A 17,480-nucleotide genomic window follows, 5' to 3' on the forward strand; every position below is an offset into this window, starting at 1 on the left:
CCCTCCCGCTTCACCGGACCAGCTCGGGGATGCGTTCGAAGATGCTCGTGGTGAAATCGCCGATCAGACCCAGGATCATGCTGCCGAAGATGATGAGGCTCAGCCCCACCACGATCAGCTTGGGCACGAAGCTCAGCGTCTGTTCCTGGATCGACGTCGCCGCCTGCACCATGCCCAGCAGGAGGCCGGCAACCAGCGCCGGGATCAGGATGGGCGCCGCGGACAGCGCCATGATCCACAGCGCTTCGTGTGCGACGGTCAGGAAATAATCGGCGTCCATCGGCCTAGCTCACAAAACTGGAGGCGAGGCTGCCCATCGTCAACGCCCAGCCGTCGACCAGCACGAACAGCAGCAATTTGAACGGCAGCGAGATGATGGTCGGCGACAGCATCATCATGCCGAGGCTCATCAGCACTGTCGCCACGACCAGATCGATCACCAGGAACGGCAGGAAGATCAGAAAGCCGATCTGGAACGCCGTCTTCAGCTCGCTGGTGACATAGGCCGGCAGCAGCACCGAAAAAGGAATGTCGGCGGGCTTGGCATAGGGGCTGCTCTTGGCGAGGTCGGCGAACAGCTTCAGATCGTGGGTGCGCGTCTGCTTGACCATGAAGCCGTGGAGCGCCGTGCCGGTGCCTTCGATCATCTGTGTCGCGCCGATCTTGCCAGCGGCATAGGGCTGGATGGCCGTGGTGTTCGCCTGGTTGATCACCGGCGCCATCACGAAGAAGGTGAGGAACAGCGACAGGCCGATCAGCACCTGGTTGGGCGGCGATTGCTGCAGCCCCAGCGCCTGACGCAGCACCGCCAGCACGATCACGATGCGCGTGAAGCTGGTCATCATCAACAGGATACCCGGCAATACCGTGAGCAGGCCCATGATGATGAGCAACTGCAGCGACAGGCTGAGCGGCGCGTTGCCGCCACCCAGTTCGCCCAGCGCGCGATCGACCGCATCACCGACACCCGGCGTCGCCGCCGGCGCGGGCGCCGGGAGCGGCGCGGCGGCGGCATGGGCCATCGCCGGCAGCATGAACAGCAGCACCAGACCAAGCAGCGCCACGAACAGCGCTGCACGCCCGCCGAAGCTCCGGGGATGAGGAAGCGCGATCCGCATCAGCCCGCCCGATCGACCAGGGTTACGCCCGCGCGGCTGACCGAGACGAGCAGGCGGCGCCCCTCGAACTCGACCACCGCCAGCTTCAGGCCCGGCGACAGCATCATGCTTTCCTTGACCTGCACCAGCTTTTCGCCCTGCGGCTTGGGCAGGCGGCCTTCCAGCTTGCGCCAGGCATAGAGGCAGCCGACCAGCAGACCGCAGACCAGCGGCAGCAGGATCGCCAGCTTCAGGACATAGAGCCACATCATGCGCGTTCGGCCCGCTTGTCGGGGCTGACCAGCTCGGTCATCCGTACGCCGAACTTCTCGCCGACCGTCACCACTTCGCCGCGCCCGATCAGCACGCCGTTAACGAACACGTCGAGCAGCTCGTTCGCGTCGCGGTCGAGCTCGATCACGCTCTCCTCGCCGAGCGCGAGCAATTCGCGCAGCGACAGCCGGGTCGAGCCGATCTCGACCGTCAGCTTCACTGCGACATCCTGAAGCAGCCGGAAATTGGCGGCCACGGCGCTGTCCACCGGAAAGCCCCCCGTCATCTCGTTCATCGCAGATCCTCTTCGGTAATCGGTTCAATCGAAGTCAGGCGCACCGCGGCGCGGCCATTGGCGGTACCGACCAGCCCGGTTCCCAGGCGACGGTCGGCAACCATCACCGGCACTTCGGGCGACAGCTCGATCGGAATCACATCGCCCGGCTTCAGGTCGAGCAGCATGGTCAGCGGCACTTCCGGCGCGGCGAGCACGGAACGCACGGGCAACTGCACCTGCATCACCGCACGGGTGAGGCCGGCGCGCCATTGCGGCTCGGGTTCGGCGACCGGGCCATGGACCTTCGGCGCCAGCGCCGGGGCCACCGGCTTCAGCGCGGCGACAGGATAGAGGAGGTCGCAATATTGCGGCTTGGCATTGCCCGAGGCGATGCCGAAGCGCGTCACGACAACCGCATCGTCAGGAGAAAATTCGGGCAGCGTCGCCAGCACTGGCGCCTGCTCCATCTGGAAATCGATGCGGGTCAGCGGTTCCCAGGCCGATTCGAGAAGCGGACAGAGCGTTTCGGCGAAGCGCGCCGCCAGCCCCTGCGCAGTAGGGCTGAACTCGGCGGGCACCTCGCCCGCCTCGCCCGCGCCACCGAAGAAACAGTCGAGCATTTCGAGCAGCAGGCGCGCACCGAACACGATTTGGGCGCGGGCACGGGCATGGCCCATCACCAGCGGCTGCCAGCCGGTCAGCCCGTCGCCACGTTCGGCGCGATAATCGGAAAAGCGCTGAACGACGAGCGGTTCGGCCCAGCAGCGCAATTCGCTGCTATAATAATATTCGAAGATACCCTTCAGCGACTTGGCCAGCCGTGCCGAAAGGTGCTGCAACGCCACCAGATCGCCGAACGGATTAAGGCTGGACGCCCCCAGCACCGGCGCGTGTTCCGCGCTGGGCCGGGGCCGTGTTCGCCTTTCCGCCGGTGCGGTCGATGAAGGGGCGTTAACCATGCCCGTTTACTGAACAATGAAATTGGTAAAGTAGACGTTACTAACGCCGCCGAATCCTTCCTTTTCCTTCAAAACGGCGTTGATTGCCTTCACCAGCCGGTCCTGGATGTGCTTTTTGCCCTCAGCGGTGAACACATCATCCTCGCTGGTTTCGCCCAGCGCGAGCAGCACGGCGGAGCGGATCGCGATCTCGTGCGTCTTGATATTCTCCAGCACGCGCTGGTCATAGGGCGTGGAGACAGCAATCCCGACCTGCACGAAGTGGACGCTGTCCTGCAGGTTCGAGGTGAATTCCTTCTCCAGCGGATAATAGTTGGAGGCATATTTGTCGCCTCCCTCGCCCTCAGGCGTCTTCAGCCCCTTGATCGGCGCGGCGGCGTCGTCGCCATGCCCGCCTTCGCCGCCCTTTATCGAAGCCCGCTTCTCTTCGCTCTTTGGCACCAGCCGCGGCGTATCGGCATCAGCAGCAGCTTCTGCATGCTTGGCGCCGCCGATCCACCCCGCCTGCATCGCATAGACCGCCGCACCCCCGCCGGACCCGAGCAGCAACACCGGCAGCGCGATGAACAGGATCAGCTTGCCCTTGCCCTTCTTCTTTTTGCCGGCGGCGGCATCCACGATTTCGTCAGCCATCAGAATATTCCTCTTGTTCAAGCAATGCGTTGATCGGCATCAGCGTCCTGCGAGGCAGTCGCCGGGCCGGATGCGCCAACGGACGCGGGGGCCGGCGCAGGCCGTCCCTGCGCGTTCGGCTGGCGCTGCTGACCCGAGGCGCCAGCACCGGCGCCACCCAGGTCGACGCTCGTCTGGCCCAGCTTCAGCCCGCGCGAATCAGCGATGTCGCTGAGCCGCGGCTGGGCGTCCGTGAGCAGCTGACGCGCGGCGGGCGTTTCGGTTTCGAAATGGACATGCACGCGGTCACCCTCGGTGCGGATCGACACGTCCACCTTGCCCAGCGCGTCGGGAACGAGCGTGATCTTCGTGCTGTTCTTTTCCGGCGCCGCCTCGCGCAGCGCCTCGATCCGGTCGATCATGTTGCCGACCCATTGCTGGTGGCGCGTGTCGAGGGCGCCCTGCTGGCTCTGGCCGGCGGCGGCGACCTGCGGCGCGCCCGGCGCATCGGGTGCAGCGGGGCTGAGCACGGTGTCCGCGGTGACTTCACGCAAGGTGCGGCGGGCGGGCAGCGCGCTTTCCAGCGATGTGGCCGCAGCCGCTGCCGCCAGCGTCGCGCCGGTTGCCCGCGCCGTCGGCGCCGCATCGCGCGCGGTCTCGAACTGGGCAAGCGGGATAGCGAGCGGCTGGGCCGGCGTGGAAACCACTGCCCCGGCGGCCGCACGAACTTCGCCCAGCGCGGCGCCAGGCTGGACGGAAGCGGGCTGGGCAGAAGCGGGCTGGCCGGGGGCAGACGAGGCGGTGGCGGCGGCCGACGCTTCGGCGAGCGTCGCGGCGATCGTCGCCTCGAAGCCCGGTACTGCAGCGGCAGTGTTCGCCGCTCCAGGCGCTGCCGGCTGGGCGACCGGCGCAGCAACGGTGCCGGCTGCATCTGCCGCACCGCCCTGCGCGGGCGGCAGCGAAACCCCGGCCGCCTTGGTCGCGCCCGGCGCCGCCGCAGCGGCAATCGTCGTACCGGGGGGCGGGCTCGGCGGCACTATGCCGGGGCCGAACCACGCAAAGGCGATGTCGGCCGCCTTGTCGTCCGCCTTTTCCGCAGGCTGCGCCGCGGCATCGCTATCGCCGGTTGCGGCATCGCCCGTCGCGCCATCGGACGGCAATTTTTTGCCGATGGCGGCAAGAATCTGCCGGGGATCGGCAAGCGACGGCGCGCCCAGCAGCGTCTGGATTGCGCTCGTGAAATCGATCTGCGCCCCCGCGGTACCGCCCTTGGCGGTCGCCGGAGCAACGCTCTTCCCCGCGCCTTTGGGCGCGGCAATGCTGATCTGGGCGAGGGCCGGTGCAATGTTGGACAAGGCGGAACCCCTTAAGCTGAAAGTACATCCGCCTGTCTCTCAGCAAGGATCGTGCCGAACCTTGCGAAACGAGGGGAGATTTTCGAGTGCGCGAAATTCGCGGCGGATCGCGGCGGCGCGTTCGCGGTCGATCAGCTTCTCGATCGCGCTCTGGTCGCGGCGCGCCTCACGGGTGGCTTCGCGTGCGGCTTCGAGCCGCGCCGCTTCGGTCTCGACACGGCTTGCGGCGGCATGGGCGGATTCGTGGAGGCGCGCGCGGTAATGGGCTGCAGCGTGCAAGCCCACCGCGGCAGCAGCGTCGGGCGACGCAATCGGTGCGACATCGGCTGCCAAAGCCGCGATGCGATGGCGCAGCGAATCGGCCTGCTCCACCCGCAGCCGAGCCTGCGCCTCTTCGGCCCGTACCAGATCGAGCTGCAACGTGCGGACGCGCAGCAGACGATCCAGCTTCTTGGGCGATCTAGCCATGGGCAGCGTGCGCCTCAGCCGTCACCGAACACGCCGGTCAGCTCTGCGACGGCGTCGGCCAGACTGACCTGTTCGTCGGCGCTCTGGCGGACATATTCCATCACGGCCGGATGCGCGGCGATGGCGGCATCGATCTCCGCGTCGGCGCCGGGGCGATAGGCACCCATCAGCACCAGGTCGCGATTTTCTTCATAGGTCGCGAGATGGCGCCGCAGCACCCGTGCCGCGCGCAGATGCGCCTGATCGGCAATGTCGGTCATCACGCGGCTGACCGACGGCCCCAGATCGATCGCCGGATACACGCCGCGTTCGGCGAGCGCCCGGCTGAGCACGATGTGACCGTCAAGGATCGAGCGGGCGCTGTCGACGACAGGATCGTTGCCGTCGTCACCATCGGCAAGCACGGTGTAGATCGCAGTGATCGATCCGCCGGAGGCGACATCGGTGCCCGCGCGTTCGATCAGGCCCGGCAGCATCGCAATGGCAGAAGGCGGATAGCCGCGCGCAGAGGCGGGCTCACCCAGCGCCAGCCCGATCTCGCGCCCGGCATGGGCGACGCGGGTCAGGCTGTCCATGATCAGCAGCACTTGCTTGCCCTCGGCGCGGAACGCCTCGGCAATGGCGGTCGCCCGCAGCGCGCCGCGGATGCGCAGCACCGGCGAATGGTTGGCGGGCACCGCCACCACCACCGAGCGCGCGCGGGCGGCGCCGGCGACCTTGGTTTCAAGAAAGTCGGCGACTTCGCGCGAACGTTCGCCGATCAGGCCGATGACGATCACATCGGCCTTCGCGGCGCGCACCATCATGCCGAGCAGCACCGATTTGCCGACGCCCGAACCGGCCATGATGCCGACACGCTGGCCCTGGCCGATCGTCAGCAGCCCGTTGATCGCGCGCACGCCGACATCGAGCGGTTTCAGCACGCGGCCGCGTTCCAGCGGATTCTGCATTCGCCCGGCCAGCGGCCAGCGACCGGCGCCGCGAATCGGCCCCAGCCCGTCGATCGGGCGGCCGGCACCATCGACCACACGGCCGAGCAGCGCCGCCCCCACTTCGGCCTCGCCCGGCGCGCCGATCGGGCGGACGGGGGCGTTGGGAAGCAGCGGCGCAGGGCCGCCCAGATTCATCAGCAGCGTACGGCCGCCGCGAAAGCCGATCACTTCGGCCTCCACCCGGTCGGGGCCTTCACCGATTGCGCAGACCGTCCCCACCGGCAGCGACAGGCCGATCGCTTCCATCAGCAACCCGTCGCACGACGAAAGCCGCCCGGCCACGCGCGCTTTGGGGGTGAAGGGGGCAGCAGCCAGGCCTTCCAGATAGGCTTCGGAAAATGCGTTCAGCATGCGGGCGGCACGGATACGCGCTCGATCGCTTCGGCGAGCTGTTCAAGCCACAATTCGGGCCCGTCCTCGACCAGGGTGGCGGCGCTCTCCAGCGCAAAGCTGCCCCGCGCGATCTGCCTGTCCGCCAGCGGCGTGACGTTCGCGGGCAATTTGCCGTCGAGCAGCGCCACGTCCTCCGCATGCAGCCGCAGCACGGCAGTTTCGTTGGCGTCGGCGAGCATATCCACGGCAGCGGCAACGCGCGCGGCGAGCAGATCGCCATCGACGCCGGTTTCCCCGACCATACGGGTAACGAGCAACAGCACCGTCGCGCGCAGTTGCGCGGCGAGCTTGTGACGATCGATTTGCGCCGCAGCCGCGAGAGCGGTGCGCAGCGCATCGCCCAGTTCTGCCTGCTGCGCCCGCTGTATCTCGATTTCCGCCAGCGCCTCTGCCCGGCCCAGCGCGCGACCAGCCTCGCGCGCGGCACTTACCGGATCGACGAAGTCGTGCGGCGGCGGCACCGGTGTGCCGGTGTCGAACGGATCCCAGCCCTCCGTGGGGTTGGCACCCGCGCGCGCGGGGCTGAAATGGCGGGGTGCGACCGGGCCGTCGCTTTCGCGGCGACGGCGTTCGCGGCGACCGATCGTATCGACCGGCGCGGGCGCAAATGCCTCGGCCTGGCCGAAGGCGCGCTGCAGCACCTGGTCGCCCAGCGACTGCAGGGGCGCGAAGCCGGCAACGAAATCAGACATAGTCGTCCTCGCCTCCGCTCGTCGGCATGGTGATCGTACCGTCCTTCACCAGGCCGCGCGCCACGGCGATCATCGCCTTCTGCGCTTCCAGCACTTCGGTCATCTTCATCGGCCCGCGCGCTTCCAGTTCGTCGCGGATGCCGTCGGCGGCGCGGCTCGACATGCAGCCCAGGAAGCGGTTGCGCACCTCTTCCTCCAGGCCCTTCAGCGTCTTGACCAGCACTTCGCCATCGACGTTGCGGATCAGCGTGGACAGGTTCTTGTCGTCCAGCTCCAGCAGATTGTCGAAGACGAACATCGCTTCTTCGATCGCCTTGGCGACTTCCTTGTCGATCTTGGCGAGGCGCGGCATCACCCGCCGCTCGGTGTTCTTGCGGGCGCCGGCGAGAATCTTCGCAGCTTCGCGCGTACCGCCCAGTTGCAGCCCCGGCGCCTTGCGCGGCGCCGCGCCGCGTGCCTCGACCGTGCTGCGCAACAGGTCTAGCGCCTCGGGTGCAACCGGCCCCAGCTTCGCGATGCGCCGCAGAATCTGCGGCTGCATCGCCTCGGGCAAGCGCTCGAACACGTGCGTCGCGGCGTCGGGCTCAAGATTGGCGAGCAGCACGGCAACGACTTGCGGATGCTCGTCCGCGGCCATCGCGGCAATATCATCGGGCGCATACCATTGCAGTACGTCGAGAGCCGACTCCTGCACCGGCGGCGCGATCCGCGACAGCACGCTCTCGGCCCGTTCGGGGCCTAGCGCGCGCGTCATGATTCCCTCTACCTTGGGTGCCGGATCGAACTGAATGCTGTTGCGCGCCTGGGCCTTGTCGGTGAACTCGTCGAGCACCCGTTCGACCTCGGCCTCCGTCACATCAGCCACCGCGAACATCGCAGAGCCCAGCTCGCGCACTTCATCGGGATCGAGCTTTTGCAGGATTGCGGCGGCTTCGTCCTCGCCCACCAGCATCATCAGCACGGCGGCGCGTTCTACCCCGGTGAACTGGCGAATTGTGTCGGCGGGTGCGTTCACTGGGCGTCTGCCTTGATCATATCACGGACGGCCAGCGCGGCACGAGCGGGATTGTCGCGCGTGAAGCCGCGGACCAGCCCGACGCGGTCGTCATAGCTTATGCCCCCCTGCTGCAGCATGTCCGCGCTAACCGGCGGATAGCCGCCGACTGCGGGGCCACTGCCATCGGGGCTGCCGATCGGCAGCGCCGACCGCGCGGCCGGCACTTCCTCGCGCTTCTTGAGCAGCGCCTTGGCCAGCGGGCGGACGCCGAGGAACAAGACCAGCAGCGCGATGACCAGCGCCGTCGCGTTGCGCGCTACCAGCGGCACCCAGGCAGCGTCATACCAGGCGAGGCCATTGGCCTTGGCGTCGGCGGCCGGGGCCGTGAACTTGCGGCTGATGACCGTGACCTGGTCCTGCCGGTTTGCATCATATCCTACAGCCGCACGAACCAGTTCGGTGATCTGGTTGATCTCAACAGTACTGCGCGGTTTGCCCGGCTCCTCGCGCAGCAGGACGGCCACAGAAATCCGTTTGATCCCGCCCGGCGCCGCCCGCGTCACCGACACTTCCTTGCCGGTGGCATAGGTGCGAGCAAAGCTGTCGCTCTGCTTCTGCTGCACCGGCGGCACACCGGCCGGACCGGCACCTGCCGGCGTTGCTGCGCCCGTGGAGCCAGCGGCCGTCGCCGCCTGGCCGGCAGCATTAGGGTTGACGAGCTGGCTCGCCGGCGGCGGCGTATTCGACAACGCACCGGGAATGCCGCCAGGGGTGGCGCTGCCATCCTTCGAGGTACCGGTCCAGGCGCCCTGTTCGGCGCGTACTACCCCGCCCTGCTTGTCATAGCTTTCACGAGTCGCTTCGTTTTCGTCGAGATTGACGTCCGCCTGCACTTCGGTGGTGAAGTTGCCGGCGCCGACCAGCGGCGTGAGCAACTGCACCAACTGGGTGCGGAACTTGTCCTCGACACGACGCTGGAAATCGATTCGCGTGTCGCTCGCACTTGTTCCGCTGCCGGCAGCGCCGTCGCTACCCTTGGAGAGCATCGCTCCCATCTGGTCGACGATCGTCACAGACTCCGGCCGCATACCCGGAACCGAGGAAGCGACCAGGTTCACGATCGAGCGCACCTGCGCATCGCCCAGCGCGCGACCGGGCTGAAGTTTCAGGATGACACTGGCGGACGGTTCGGTGCGGTCGCGCACGAACACGCTGGCCTCGGGCGTGGCGAGATGCACGCGCGCTTCGGCGACCGAATCGATTTCCTCGATCGAGCGCGCAAGCTCGGTCTCGCGCGCCTGGCGGAGACGTTCGCCTTCCACCGCGCGACTGACTCCCATCGGCAACTGGTCGAGAATGGCATATCCGCCCGGCGCTGCCTTGGGCAGGTTCTGGCTGGCGAGCAGCATCCGCGCCTTGTGATAGTCGTCCTCGGCGACGGTGATCGATCCCGAACTGTCGATGCTGGAATTGATATTTGCCGTCTGCAGCGCGCTGGTGATCGCCGCCTTGTCGGCATCGGTCACATTGGCGAACAGAATCCGCTGCGGCGGTGTCGCGATCAGCGACCAGGCGAGGAAACCGGCACCGATCAGGCCGACCAGAAACAAGAGCGGCAGGCTGCGTTTCACGGCAGGCTGGGCAAACAGCCCACTGACCTGACGCAGCGGGTTGAAGGCGGTCGGCAAAGCGCCGGGCGAAGCGGGGGCGAGCGCGTTGTCCATGGATTACACCGGCATGCTCATGATGTCCTTGTATGCGGACAGGAGTTTGTTGCGGACCTGCAGCGTCGCCTCAAAGCTTACCGAGGCCTGCTGGCGAGCGAGCATCACCTTGGCGATGTCGACCGTTTCGCCGCGTTCATAGCTTTCCGAGAGCGCATTGGCCTCGCTCTGACTGGCATTCACCTGGTCGAGCGCCTGCGACATCACCGAAGTGAAGCCAGCCGGCTTGGCCTCGGCAGTGCCCGTTGCGCCGGTCGCCGCCGGCGCCTGATTGGCGCGGGCCAGCGCCTGATTGCGCTCGAGGATCTGGGCGCGCAGCGCCATCACCCGATCGACCCCGCCAGCAGAAGCGATGCCGCTCATGCCGACACCGCCTGGGCGATATCCTCACCCTGTTCGCGCGCCTTGGCGAGGCGATAGCGCAGCGTGCGCTCGGAAATGCCCAGCCGCTTCGCGGTCTCGATCCGGCTGCCGCCGCATGCTGCCAGCGTTTCGCGGATCGCCGCGAATTCCGACAGCTGGACGATGTTGCTGAGCGACCCGCCGGTGTCGACACGGCGCTCGGCCGGACGATCGAAGATCAGGTGCGCCGGCTCGATCAGGTCGCCGGGAGCCAGGAGCAGCGCGCGCTGAATGACATTTTCCAGCTCGCGGACATTGCCCGGCCAGTCATGGCCTTCCAGCGCATCCAGTGCGGCAGCGCTGAACCAGGGCAGCTCGGAACGGTTGCCGGCGTGGCGTAGCACCATGGCGGCGGCCAGCGCGCGGATGTCGCCCGGCCGATCGGCCAGCGCGCGGGTGGCTAGCGGGAAGACCGAGAGGCGGTAATACAGGTCGGCGCGGAACCGGCCGGCGGCGACTTCGGCCTGCAGGTCGCGGTTGGCGCAGGCGATAACGCGGACATCGACCTTTTCCGGCATCGTGCCGCCGATCGGCACCACTTCGCGTTCCTGCAGCGCACGCAACAGCTTGGCCTGGAGCGCGAGCGGCATTTCAGCGATTTCGTCGAGCAGCAGCGTGCCGCCGTCCGCCGCGCGGAAAAAGCCCTGGCCGCCGGAGGACGCGCCGGTAAAGGCGCCCTTCTGGTGGCCGAACAGCATCGCTTCCAGCATCGATTCCGGCAGCGCCGCGCAGTTGATGGCGACGAACGGGCCGTCGCGGCGCGAGGAACCCATATGGATAGCTTTGGAGAGAACTTCCTTGCCGGTACCCGTAGGGCCGTTCACCAGAACAGTGATATCGGAAGCGGCAACACGCTCGGCCAGCGCCATTAGCGCCAGGCTTTCGGGGTCGGATGCGACCGGCTCGCCCTCGCCACGCAGCAGGGCGCTGGCAAAGCCGGCACCGAGCGCCGCATCTTCCGCCGTGAAGCTCAGCCGGGCCGGCTTGCCATCGCGGAACGGAACGAAGCGACGCTCACCCTTGCCCAGAATGAGCGAACGGGCAGGTGCAGGGGCGATCTCACCTTCCATCACCAGATGGAAGTCGGCGCCGCGGGCGCGACCTTCGGCATCGGTGAGCACGGCGAAACCCTGCGCGCGAAGCGCTGAAACCAGCGCATAATTCTGTTCGAGCACGGCCGTCGACGGAGCGATAGAACGCATGGAAGTTCCCCTTCGGCGACCCTCATGCAGGGAATATGGTTAATCCTCCGTAAAATATCGGAGCCCGCACACCGCCTCGGTCCGGGCGCGTCTACGCGCGCGCGTAGACGCCACGCGAGGCCGACGTTTTTTTGCTTAATCGCTTTTGCAGGCGGCCGTTCAGAGGCTCGGCGGCTCGGCTCTTCGCAGGGGGGGCGGGAGCCCTAGCTTGAACGGAGTTACTGCAATGACTGTTATTGGAACCAACATTGCGAGCATCCGCGCTGCGAATGCTTCGAGCAGCGCCTCTGCCGATCTGCAGACGGCGATGGAACGCCTGTCGACTGGCAAGCGCATCAACAGCGCAGCCGACGATGCCGCAGGCCTAGCCATTTCCAGCCGCATGACCAGCCAGGTCCGCGCCATGGCCGTTGCGATTCGCAACGCCAATGACGGCATCTCGATGGCCCAGACGGCCGAAGGTGCGATGGGCGAAGTCACCAACATGCTGCAGCGCATGAAGGAACTGGGCACCCAGGCTGCCAACGGCACGCTCGGTGCTACCGACCGCTCGACGCTGCAGTCGGAAATGAGCCAGCTCATCGCCGAAGTGGGCAACATTTCGCAGACCACCAACTTCAACGGCGTCGGCCTGCTCGACGGCAAGACCTCCACGGTCACGCTGCAGACAGGCATCAACACGGGCGAGAGCATCACCATGAACATGGTGAGCCTGTCGGCCGAAAAGCTGGGCCTGAAAACCGGCGTCAGCGGCCCCGTTTCCGGCAGCGTTCCGCCCAGCACCGCGCTGGCAGCGAACTCGTTGCAGATCAACGGCACCTGGATCGGCGCCAGCGTCGTTGCCGGCACCGGCAGCGGCAGCACCCCGCCGACCCCGAGCAGCGCGCTGGCCGACAAGATCACGGCAATCAACGCGGCGACGGCGCAAACCGGCGTCACCGCCACAGCCGGTGTCTCTGGTACGCTTTCGATCGACACCACCAAGACCTCGGGCACGATCAAGATCAACGGCACCAGCTTCGATCTGTCGAAGCTCACCACGACCAGCGGCGGGACCACCAGCGTCGACCTGAATCAGCTGGCGACCGCGATCAACGGCACCACCGGCCTGACGGCATCGGTCAACGGCTCGTCGATCAGCCTCGCCTCGACCAACGGTGCGCTGACGATCGGCGCATCGGCGGCCGGTGTTGTTACGTCGTTCCAGGCGACCGGTGCGGCGAGCGCGACAACCTCGGGCTTTGACGCAACGGGCGGTGTCTCTACTGCCGCCGATCAGGTGTTCCTGACCGCAGCCCAGGGCAAGACAATCATCGTAGGCGGCGACCCGAGCGGTATGGCAGCGGTCGGAATGACGTCCACGACTGCGGCGGGTACCGACCTTCAGATCAGCGACCAGAATTCGGCGAGCGCCGCACTGACGGTGATCGATGCTGCTCTCGACCAGATTTCGGCCGGCCGCGGCGATCTGGGTGCGGTGCAGAACCGCCTCCAGTCGACCGTCAACAACCTGACCACCACGTCGGCGAATCTGAACGAGGCGCGCAGCCGCATCGAAGATACCGACTTCTCGGCGGAAACGACCGAACTCGCCAAGGCCCAGATCCTGTCGCAGGCATCGACCGCGATGCTCGCCCAGGCGAACCAGAGCCAGCAGAGCGTACTCAAGCTGCTGCAGTAAGCGCGCGATCCGGTCGGGGTGCTGCCCCCCTGACGACGGCATCGCGGCCGGTTCCCCTCTCTTGTTCCGGGAGGGTGCGTAAAGGAAAGTCCCGGTGGCCCGGTGCCGCCGGGGCTTTTCCTGTTATTCGGGCTTGCCGCCGGGCTTCCATTCGGGCCGGTTCACGCTGTCCGCGAGCACGTGCAACGGCGTGACCAGCGACTGGATCGCGCGGGTCATGAAGCCGATATCGATATTCGCCACGGTGTCGTCGGGCGAATGATAGGTCGGCACCACGGCCCAGCCCGAGATGGTGTGCGCAACGACCCCCTTCAGCGCGAGCGAATAATTGTCCGAGCGCTGAAAGAAGTTTTCCTGGGGATAGGGATCGGCCGCGAGCAGCGCGCCATGCGCCTTCAGCGTCTCCCCCAGCGTCGAGCGTTCGAAGCCAGTCATCATCATCGTACCGGCAGGCAGCTTGGGATCCTGCGCGCCGATCATCTCGATCTCGACATTGGCAACGATCTGGTCGAGCGGCACCGGTGGATGCGCACCGAACCAGTGCGAGCCGAAGCCACCGATTTCCTCGCTGCCATAGGCGACGAACAGGATGCCGCGGCGGGTGCGCGGCATCGCGGCCAGCGTCCGCGCAAGTTCGAGCACGGCAGTGGTACCCGAGGCGTCGTCATTGGCGCCGTGCATCACAACGCCGTCGGGACGGACACCCAGATGGTCGAGGTGCGCGCTGAGGAGCACCACGCCGCCGGCCGGATCGGTACCGGGCAGATAGCCGACCGCGTTGGTGGTGGTGCTGACCGATTCCGTCGTGGCGAAGGAGAGCGCGACGCTGGCGCCATTCTTTGCCGCCATTGCGTCGAACGCCGCTGCCGGCACCACGACTAGCGCGGGCCGCAGATCCTGCTTTTCACCGCGCAGGAAGGTCGGAAGCCGGGGGCTGCCACCCATGCGCGCGGCCAGCGTGCGCGTCGCGTCGCTCTCGCGCACCAGCACCAGCTTCGCACCGCGCGCGGCGGCGGCGCGGTAGAGTTGCGTCGCCGGCAGGTCGCCGGTCACCGCCAGCACGTCGCCCGGCGCCCCTTTGGCTAGCGCACTGGCGGGGACGACGCGGAGCGTGCCGCTGGCGCCTTCCGCGCCCGCGATCAGCAACGCGGCACCGGGAACGGGAGCGCCGTTGACCCGGAGTTCGGGCGCGCCCTTCAGCGCGAGCTGGACGATCTCCGCCTTTTGCAGATAGCCGGACATGCCCGGCGCCGGCTTCAGCCCGAAGCCGGTGAACTGGCTCGCGACATAAGCAGCGGCGGTCGTTTCGTCGGGCGTAGCGCTGCCACGGCCGCGGAGTTCGTCTCCGGCGAGGAACGTCTCGTGCGCGCGCACCCATTCGGCGCGCACCTGCGCGTCCTGCGCCCGCACCGGCCCGGCAATCGCCAATGCGACTACCGATGCCGCCAACCACATCCCCTTCATGCACCACCCTTTCCTGTTGGAGCAGGGGTGATGCGCTATGGCGAGACGGCGCGCAACGCCGCGCGTGCTATCCCAGCTTCTTTTGCAACGCCTTGCGCAACTTGGCGTGCGCCGCAGCCTTGATCTGGCAGACGCGCGCCGCGCCGATGCCGAATACCTGGCCGATTTCCTCCAGGTTCAGTTCCTCGACATAATAAAGCTGGATCACCTGCGCCTCGCGCTCGGGCAGCGCCGCGATTGCCTCGATCAGCGCCTCGCGCTGGTCGCTTTCGGCGAGCTGTTCGAAGGCATCGGGCTCCTCGGCCATGAACCAGGGCGATTCGTCGGAATAGGTCTGGTCGAGCGGCTCGAACCGCACCGCCTCTGCGCTGGCATATTCGGCGCGGAGTTTTTCCACCGTCACGCCCAGCCGTTCGGCGAGTTCCGCCTCGCTGGGCGGGCGGCCGAGCGCGTGCGTCAGCGCCGCGACGGCCTCGCCATAGGCACGCTTGCGCCGCATCGCGCCGCGCGTGAGCGTCGCCTGGCGGCGCAGTTCGTCGATCATTGCGCCGCGCAGCCGCGTTGCCAGATATTGCTCGAACGTGACTTGGCCGCGATCCTCGAACCCCTTCACCGCTTCGATGAGGGCGACCATGCCGATCTGGATGAGATCTTCCACCTCTACGATCGAGCTCATGCTGCCATGGATATGCCAGGCGATACGGCGCACCAGCGGCAGATGCTTGCGCACCAGCGCCTCTGCATCGCGCTGCGGGCCGGGGACGGGAGCATAGGTCAGGGGAGCGAGGGACGCCATGGTCTCGAAATCCTTGGGGGTATAGGCGTTCATGCGGGCAGCGCCTCCGGGGCACCGATTACAGCGACGACTTCGACGGCCTTTTCTTCGGGCACTTCGAAAAAGCTCATCACGGGGGTGTCGGGCAGTACACCGCGGATCAGCTTGCGGATCGCGACGCGGACCGAAGGCTGGACGACCAGCGCGAAGGGCTTGGCCTGGGCGACCAGCGGTTGGGCGGCCCGCTGCAGCGCATCGGCGATGCGGCGGCCGAGCTCGGGCTCGATCGTATGCCGGCGCGACGGATCCGACCGGACCGCCTGACCCAGCAGCGCCTCGAGCTGGCCATCGAGCGTCATGACCCGCAGCGGGTCGCGCACGCCGCACAGCTTCTGGATGATCAACGGGCCGAGTTGCGGGCGGATCAGCTCGATCAGCTCTTCGGCATCGAGCGTCTTCTGCGCAGCGACGGCGATCGCAGCGGCGATGCGGCGGAATTCCTTGAGCGGGATATTCTCTGCCAGCAGCCCGCGCAGCACGGTGGTGAGCGTGGTCAGCGGCACCGGTTGCGGGCACAGCGCCGCCACCAGCGCACCGGCGCGTTCCTTCAGCCCGTCGAGCAGCGCCTGCACGTCGTCCGGGCCGAGCAGGTCAGCTGCATTCTGGAGCAGGCAGTGGTTGAGATGGGTGGCCATCACCGTGCCCGGATCGACGACCAGATAGCCGAGCCCGGTCGCAGCATCGGCATCGCCGGCATGGATCCAAACCGCGTCGAGGCCGAAGGTCGGATCCTTAGCGCGCTTGCCGTTGATGTGCCCCGCAGCCTGACCGGTGTCGAGCGCGAGCATCTCGTCAGGCGAGACACTGTCCTCGCCCACCACCACGCCGCCGATGACGATGCGATAGGTATAAGGCGCCAGGTTGATATCGTCGCGCACGCGCACCTGCGGCACGACGAAGCCGAGCTCCTTCGAAAGCTGGCGCCGCACGCCGGTGATCCGGCTCATCAGCGGACCGCCACGGCGCTCGTCGACCAGCGGCACCAGGCCATAGCCGATGTCGAGCATCACCTGGATAGTGTCGGTCACTTCCTCCCAGCCGATCTTCGACAGGTCGACGGGCTCCGGCGCGGGCGGTGCGGGCGGCGGCCGCTTTGCGATCTTGTACAGCTTCCACGCGGTGAAGCCGGCAATCCCCGCCGCCGGCAGGATCACGAAATGCGGCATGCCCGGCAGCAGCCCCAGCAGCGCCAGGATGCCGGCCACCGGCGCCCAGGTCTTGTGGCTGCCGAACTGGCTGCCGATCTGGCCGGCCAGATCGTGGCTGGAGGTGACGCGGGTGACGATGGCCGCAGCGGCGATCGAAAGCATCAGCGACGGCAGCTGCGCGACGAGCGCATCGCCGATCGCGAGCAGCACATAGGTCTGCGCCGCCTGGCCTACTGCCATATGATGGCTGACTACGCCCAAGATCAGGCCGCCGATGATGTTGATCGCCAGGATCAGCAGGCCGGCGACCGCGTCGCCCTTCACGAACTTGGACGAACCGTCCATGGCGCCGTAGAAATCGGCCTCGGTAGCTACTTCGGCGCGGCGAGTGCGGGCATCGTCGGGGGTGATGAGGCCGGCGTTGAGATCGGCGTCGATCGCCATCTGCTTGCCGGGCAAGGCGTCGAGGGTGAAGCGCGCCGACACTTCGGAGACGCGGCCGGCACCCTTGGTCACGACGATCATGTTGATGATCATCAGGATCGCGAAGACAAACAGGCCGACGACATAGTCGCCACCGATCAGGAAAGTGCCGAACGCCTCGATCACATGGCCGGCGGCCGCCTCTCCCTCATGGCCATGGACCAGCACGACGCGCGTGGACGCGACGTTCAGGCCCAGTCGGAACAGCGTGGCGAACAGGAGCACCGTCGGAAAGGCGGAGAAGTCGAGCGGCTTCTGCGCGTTCAGCGCCACCATCAGCACAGCCAGGCTGATCATGATGTTGGTGACGAAGAAGACGTCGAGCATCACCGCCGGCAGCGGCACCACCATCAACGCGACGAGCAGCAGGATCGCGGTGGGGAGCGCAAAGCTGCGCATGGCGGGCATCACGCCACCCGGAAGAGA

The 17,480-nt window shown here is 67.1% G+C and carries 17 protein-coding genes and 2 pseudogenes; 2 read left to right on the top strand and 17 right to left on the bottom strand.

Going from position 1 to position 17,480, the window contains the following annotated elements:
- Positions 1-10 precede the first annotated feature (10 nt).
- The 14 genes from fliQ to ACT53M_RS09230 all read right to left on the bottom strand — a co-directional run bounded on the left by fliQ (position 11) and on the right by ACT53M_RS09230 (position 11,443).
- A complete protein-coding gene (gene fliQ / locus ACT53M_RS09165; RefSeq protein WP_476230162.1) occupies positions 11-280 on the bottom strand; it encodes a flagellar biosynthesis protein FliQ in 270 nt (89 codons plus the stop codon).
- A gap of 4 nt (positions 281-284) precedes the next feature.
- Positions 285-1,118: a flagellar type III secretion system pore protein FliP gene (fliP, locus tag ACT53M_RS09170; protein ID WP_476232868.1), complete on the bottom strand. Its 834-nt coding sequence runs from the start codon at positions 1,116-1,118 to the stop codon at positions 285-287.
- Entirely contained in the window at positions 1,118-1,369 is a 252-nt protein-coding gene (locus tag ACT53M_RS09175; RefSeq protein ID WP_476230159.1) for a flagellar biosynthetic protein FliO, read from the bottom strand. Before ACT53M_RS09175 ends, fliP begins: the two co-directional genes overlap by 1 nt.
- Positions 1,366-1,665 (bottom strand): flagellar motor switch protein FliN, encoded by a 300-nt coding sequence (gene fliN / locus ACT53M_RS09180; RefSeq protein WP_476230158.1) that lies wholly within the window; start codon positions 1,663-1,665, stop codon positions 1,366-1,368. Before fliN ends, ACT53M_RS09175 begins: the two co-directional genes overlap by 4 nt.
- Positions 1,662-2,531 (bottom strand): flagellar motor switch protein FliM, encoded by an 870-nt coding sequence (locus tag ACT53M_RS09185; RefSeq protein WP_476232870.1) that lies wholly within the window; start codon positions 2,529-2,531, stop codon positions 1,662-1,664. Before ACT53M_RS09185 ends, fliN begins: the two co-directional genes overlap by 4 nt.
- Before the next feature lie 81 nt (positions 2,532-2,612).
- Entirely contained in the window at positions 2,613-3,239 is a 627-nt protein-coding gene (locus ACT53M_RS09190; RefSeq protein ID WP_476232871.1) for a flagellar basal body-associated FliL family protein, read from the bottom strand.
- A gap of 17 nt (positions 3,240-3,256) precedes the next feature.
- The gene (locus ACT53M_RS09195; protein ID WP_476232872.1) at positions 3,257-4,573 is read right to left on the bottom strand and encodes a flagellar hook-length control protein FliK; all 1,317 of its coding nucleotides are present in this window, start codon (positions 4,571-4,573) and stop codon (positions 3,257-3,259) included.
- Positions 4,574-4,612: 39 nt separating this feature from the next.
- Complete coding sequence (locus ACT53M_RS09200) at positions 4,613-5,041, bottom strand: hypothetical protein (protein ID WP_476232873.1); 429 nt, start codon at positions 5,039-5,041, stop codon at positions 4,613-4,615.
- A 14-nt stretch (positions 5,042-5,055) separates the two neighbouring features.
- On the bottom strand, positions 5,056-6,384 hold the full coding sequence (locus ACT53M_RS09205) for a FliI/YscN family ATPase (RefSeq protein WP_476230153.1): 1,329 nt from the start codon (positions 6,382-6,384) through the stop codon (positions 5,056-5,058).
- A complete protein-coding gene (locus ACT53M_RS09210; protein WP_476232874.1) occupies positions 6,378-7,118 on the bottom strand; it encodes a FliH/SctL family protein in 741 nt (246 codons plus the stop codon). Before ACT53M_RS09210 ends, ACT53M_RS09205 begins: the two co-directional genes overlap by 7 nt.
- On the bottom strand, positions 7,111-8,133 hold the full coding sequence (gene fliG, locus ACT53M_RS09215; RefSeq protein WP_476232875.1) for a flagellar motor switch protein FliG: 1,023 nt from the start codon (positions 8,131-8,133) through the stop codon (positions 7,111-7,113). The genes ACT53M_RS09210 and fliG overlap by 8 nt, the downstream gene beginning before the upstream one ends.
- Complete coding sequence (fliF, locus tag ACT53M_RS09220; RefSeq protein ID WP_476230150.1) at positions 8,130-9,839, bottom strand: flagellar basal-body MS-ring/collar protein FliF; 1,710 nt, start codon at positions 9,837-9,839, stop codon at positions 8,130-8,132. Before fliF ends, fliG begins: the two co-directional genes overlap by 4 nt.
- A gap of 3 nt (positions 9,840-9,842) precedes the next feature.
- Positions 9,843-10,202 (bottom strand): flagellar hook-basal body complex protein FliE, encoded by a 360-nt coding sequence (gene fliE / locus ACT53M_RS09225; protein WP_476230149.1) that lies wholly within the window; start codon positions 10,200-10,202, stop codon positions 9,843-9,845.
- Positions 10,199-11,443 (bottom strand): sigma-54 interaction domain-containing protein, encoded by a 1,245-nt coding sequence (locus tag ACT53M_RS09230; RefSeq protein WP_476232876.1) that lies wholly within the window; start codon positions 11,441-11,443, stop codon positions 10,199-10,201. The genes fliE and ACT53M_RS09230 overlap by 4 nt, the downstream gene beginning before the upstream one ends.
- Positions 11,444-11,669: 226 nt before the next feature.
- On the opposite strand from ACT53M_RS09230, the pseudogene ACT53M_RS09235 reads away from it, so the two are divergent.
- Together ACT53M_RS09235 and ACT53M_RS09240 are read left to right on the top strand one after the other, a co-directional pair.
- Positions 11,670-12,029 (top strand): annotated as a pseudogene (locus tag ACT53M_RS09235) (flagellin N-terminal helical domain-containing protein); the annotation flags it as partial.
- Positions 12,030-12,860: 831 nt separating this feature from the next.
- Positions 12,861-13,124 (top strand): annotated as a pseudogene (locus tag ACT53M_RS09240) (flagellin); the annotation flags it as partial.
- Between the two features lie 123 nt (positions 13,125-13,247).
- On the opposite strand, the gene ACT53M_RS09245 reads toward ACT53M_RS09240, so the two are convergent.
- The 3 genes from ACT53M_RS09245 to flhA form a co-directional block, all read right to left on the bottom strand.
- Entirely contained in the window at positions 13,248-14,588 is a 1,341-nt protein-coding gene (locus ACT53M_RS09245; protein ID WP_476232877.1) for a M28 family metallopeptidase, read from the bottom strand.
- A gap of 67 nt (positions 14,589-14,655) precedes the next feature.
- Positions 14,656-15,417, bottom strand: coding sequence for a sigma-70 family RNA polymerase sigma factor (locus ACT53M_RS09250; protein ID WP_476232879.1), 762 nt, complete (start codon positions 15,415-15,417; stop codon positions 14,656-14,658).
- Entirely contained in the window at positions 15,414-17,462 is a 2,049-nt protein-coding gene (gene flhA, locus ACT53M_RS09255) for a flagellar biosynthesis protein FlhA (protein ID WP_476233235.1), read from the bottom strand. Before flhA ends, ACT53M_RS09250 begins: the two co-directional genes overlap by 4 nt.
- Positions 17,463-17,480: the final 18 nt, after the last annotated feature.

It is taken from the genome of Sphingomonas sp. DMC6 (assembly GCF_056314225.1).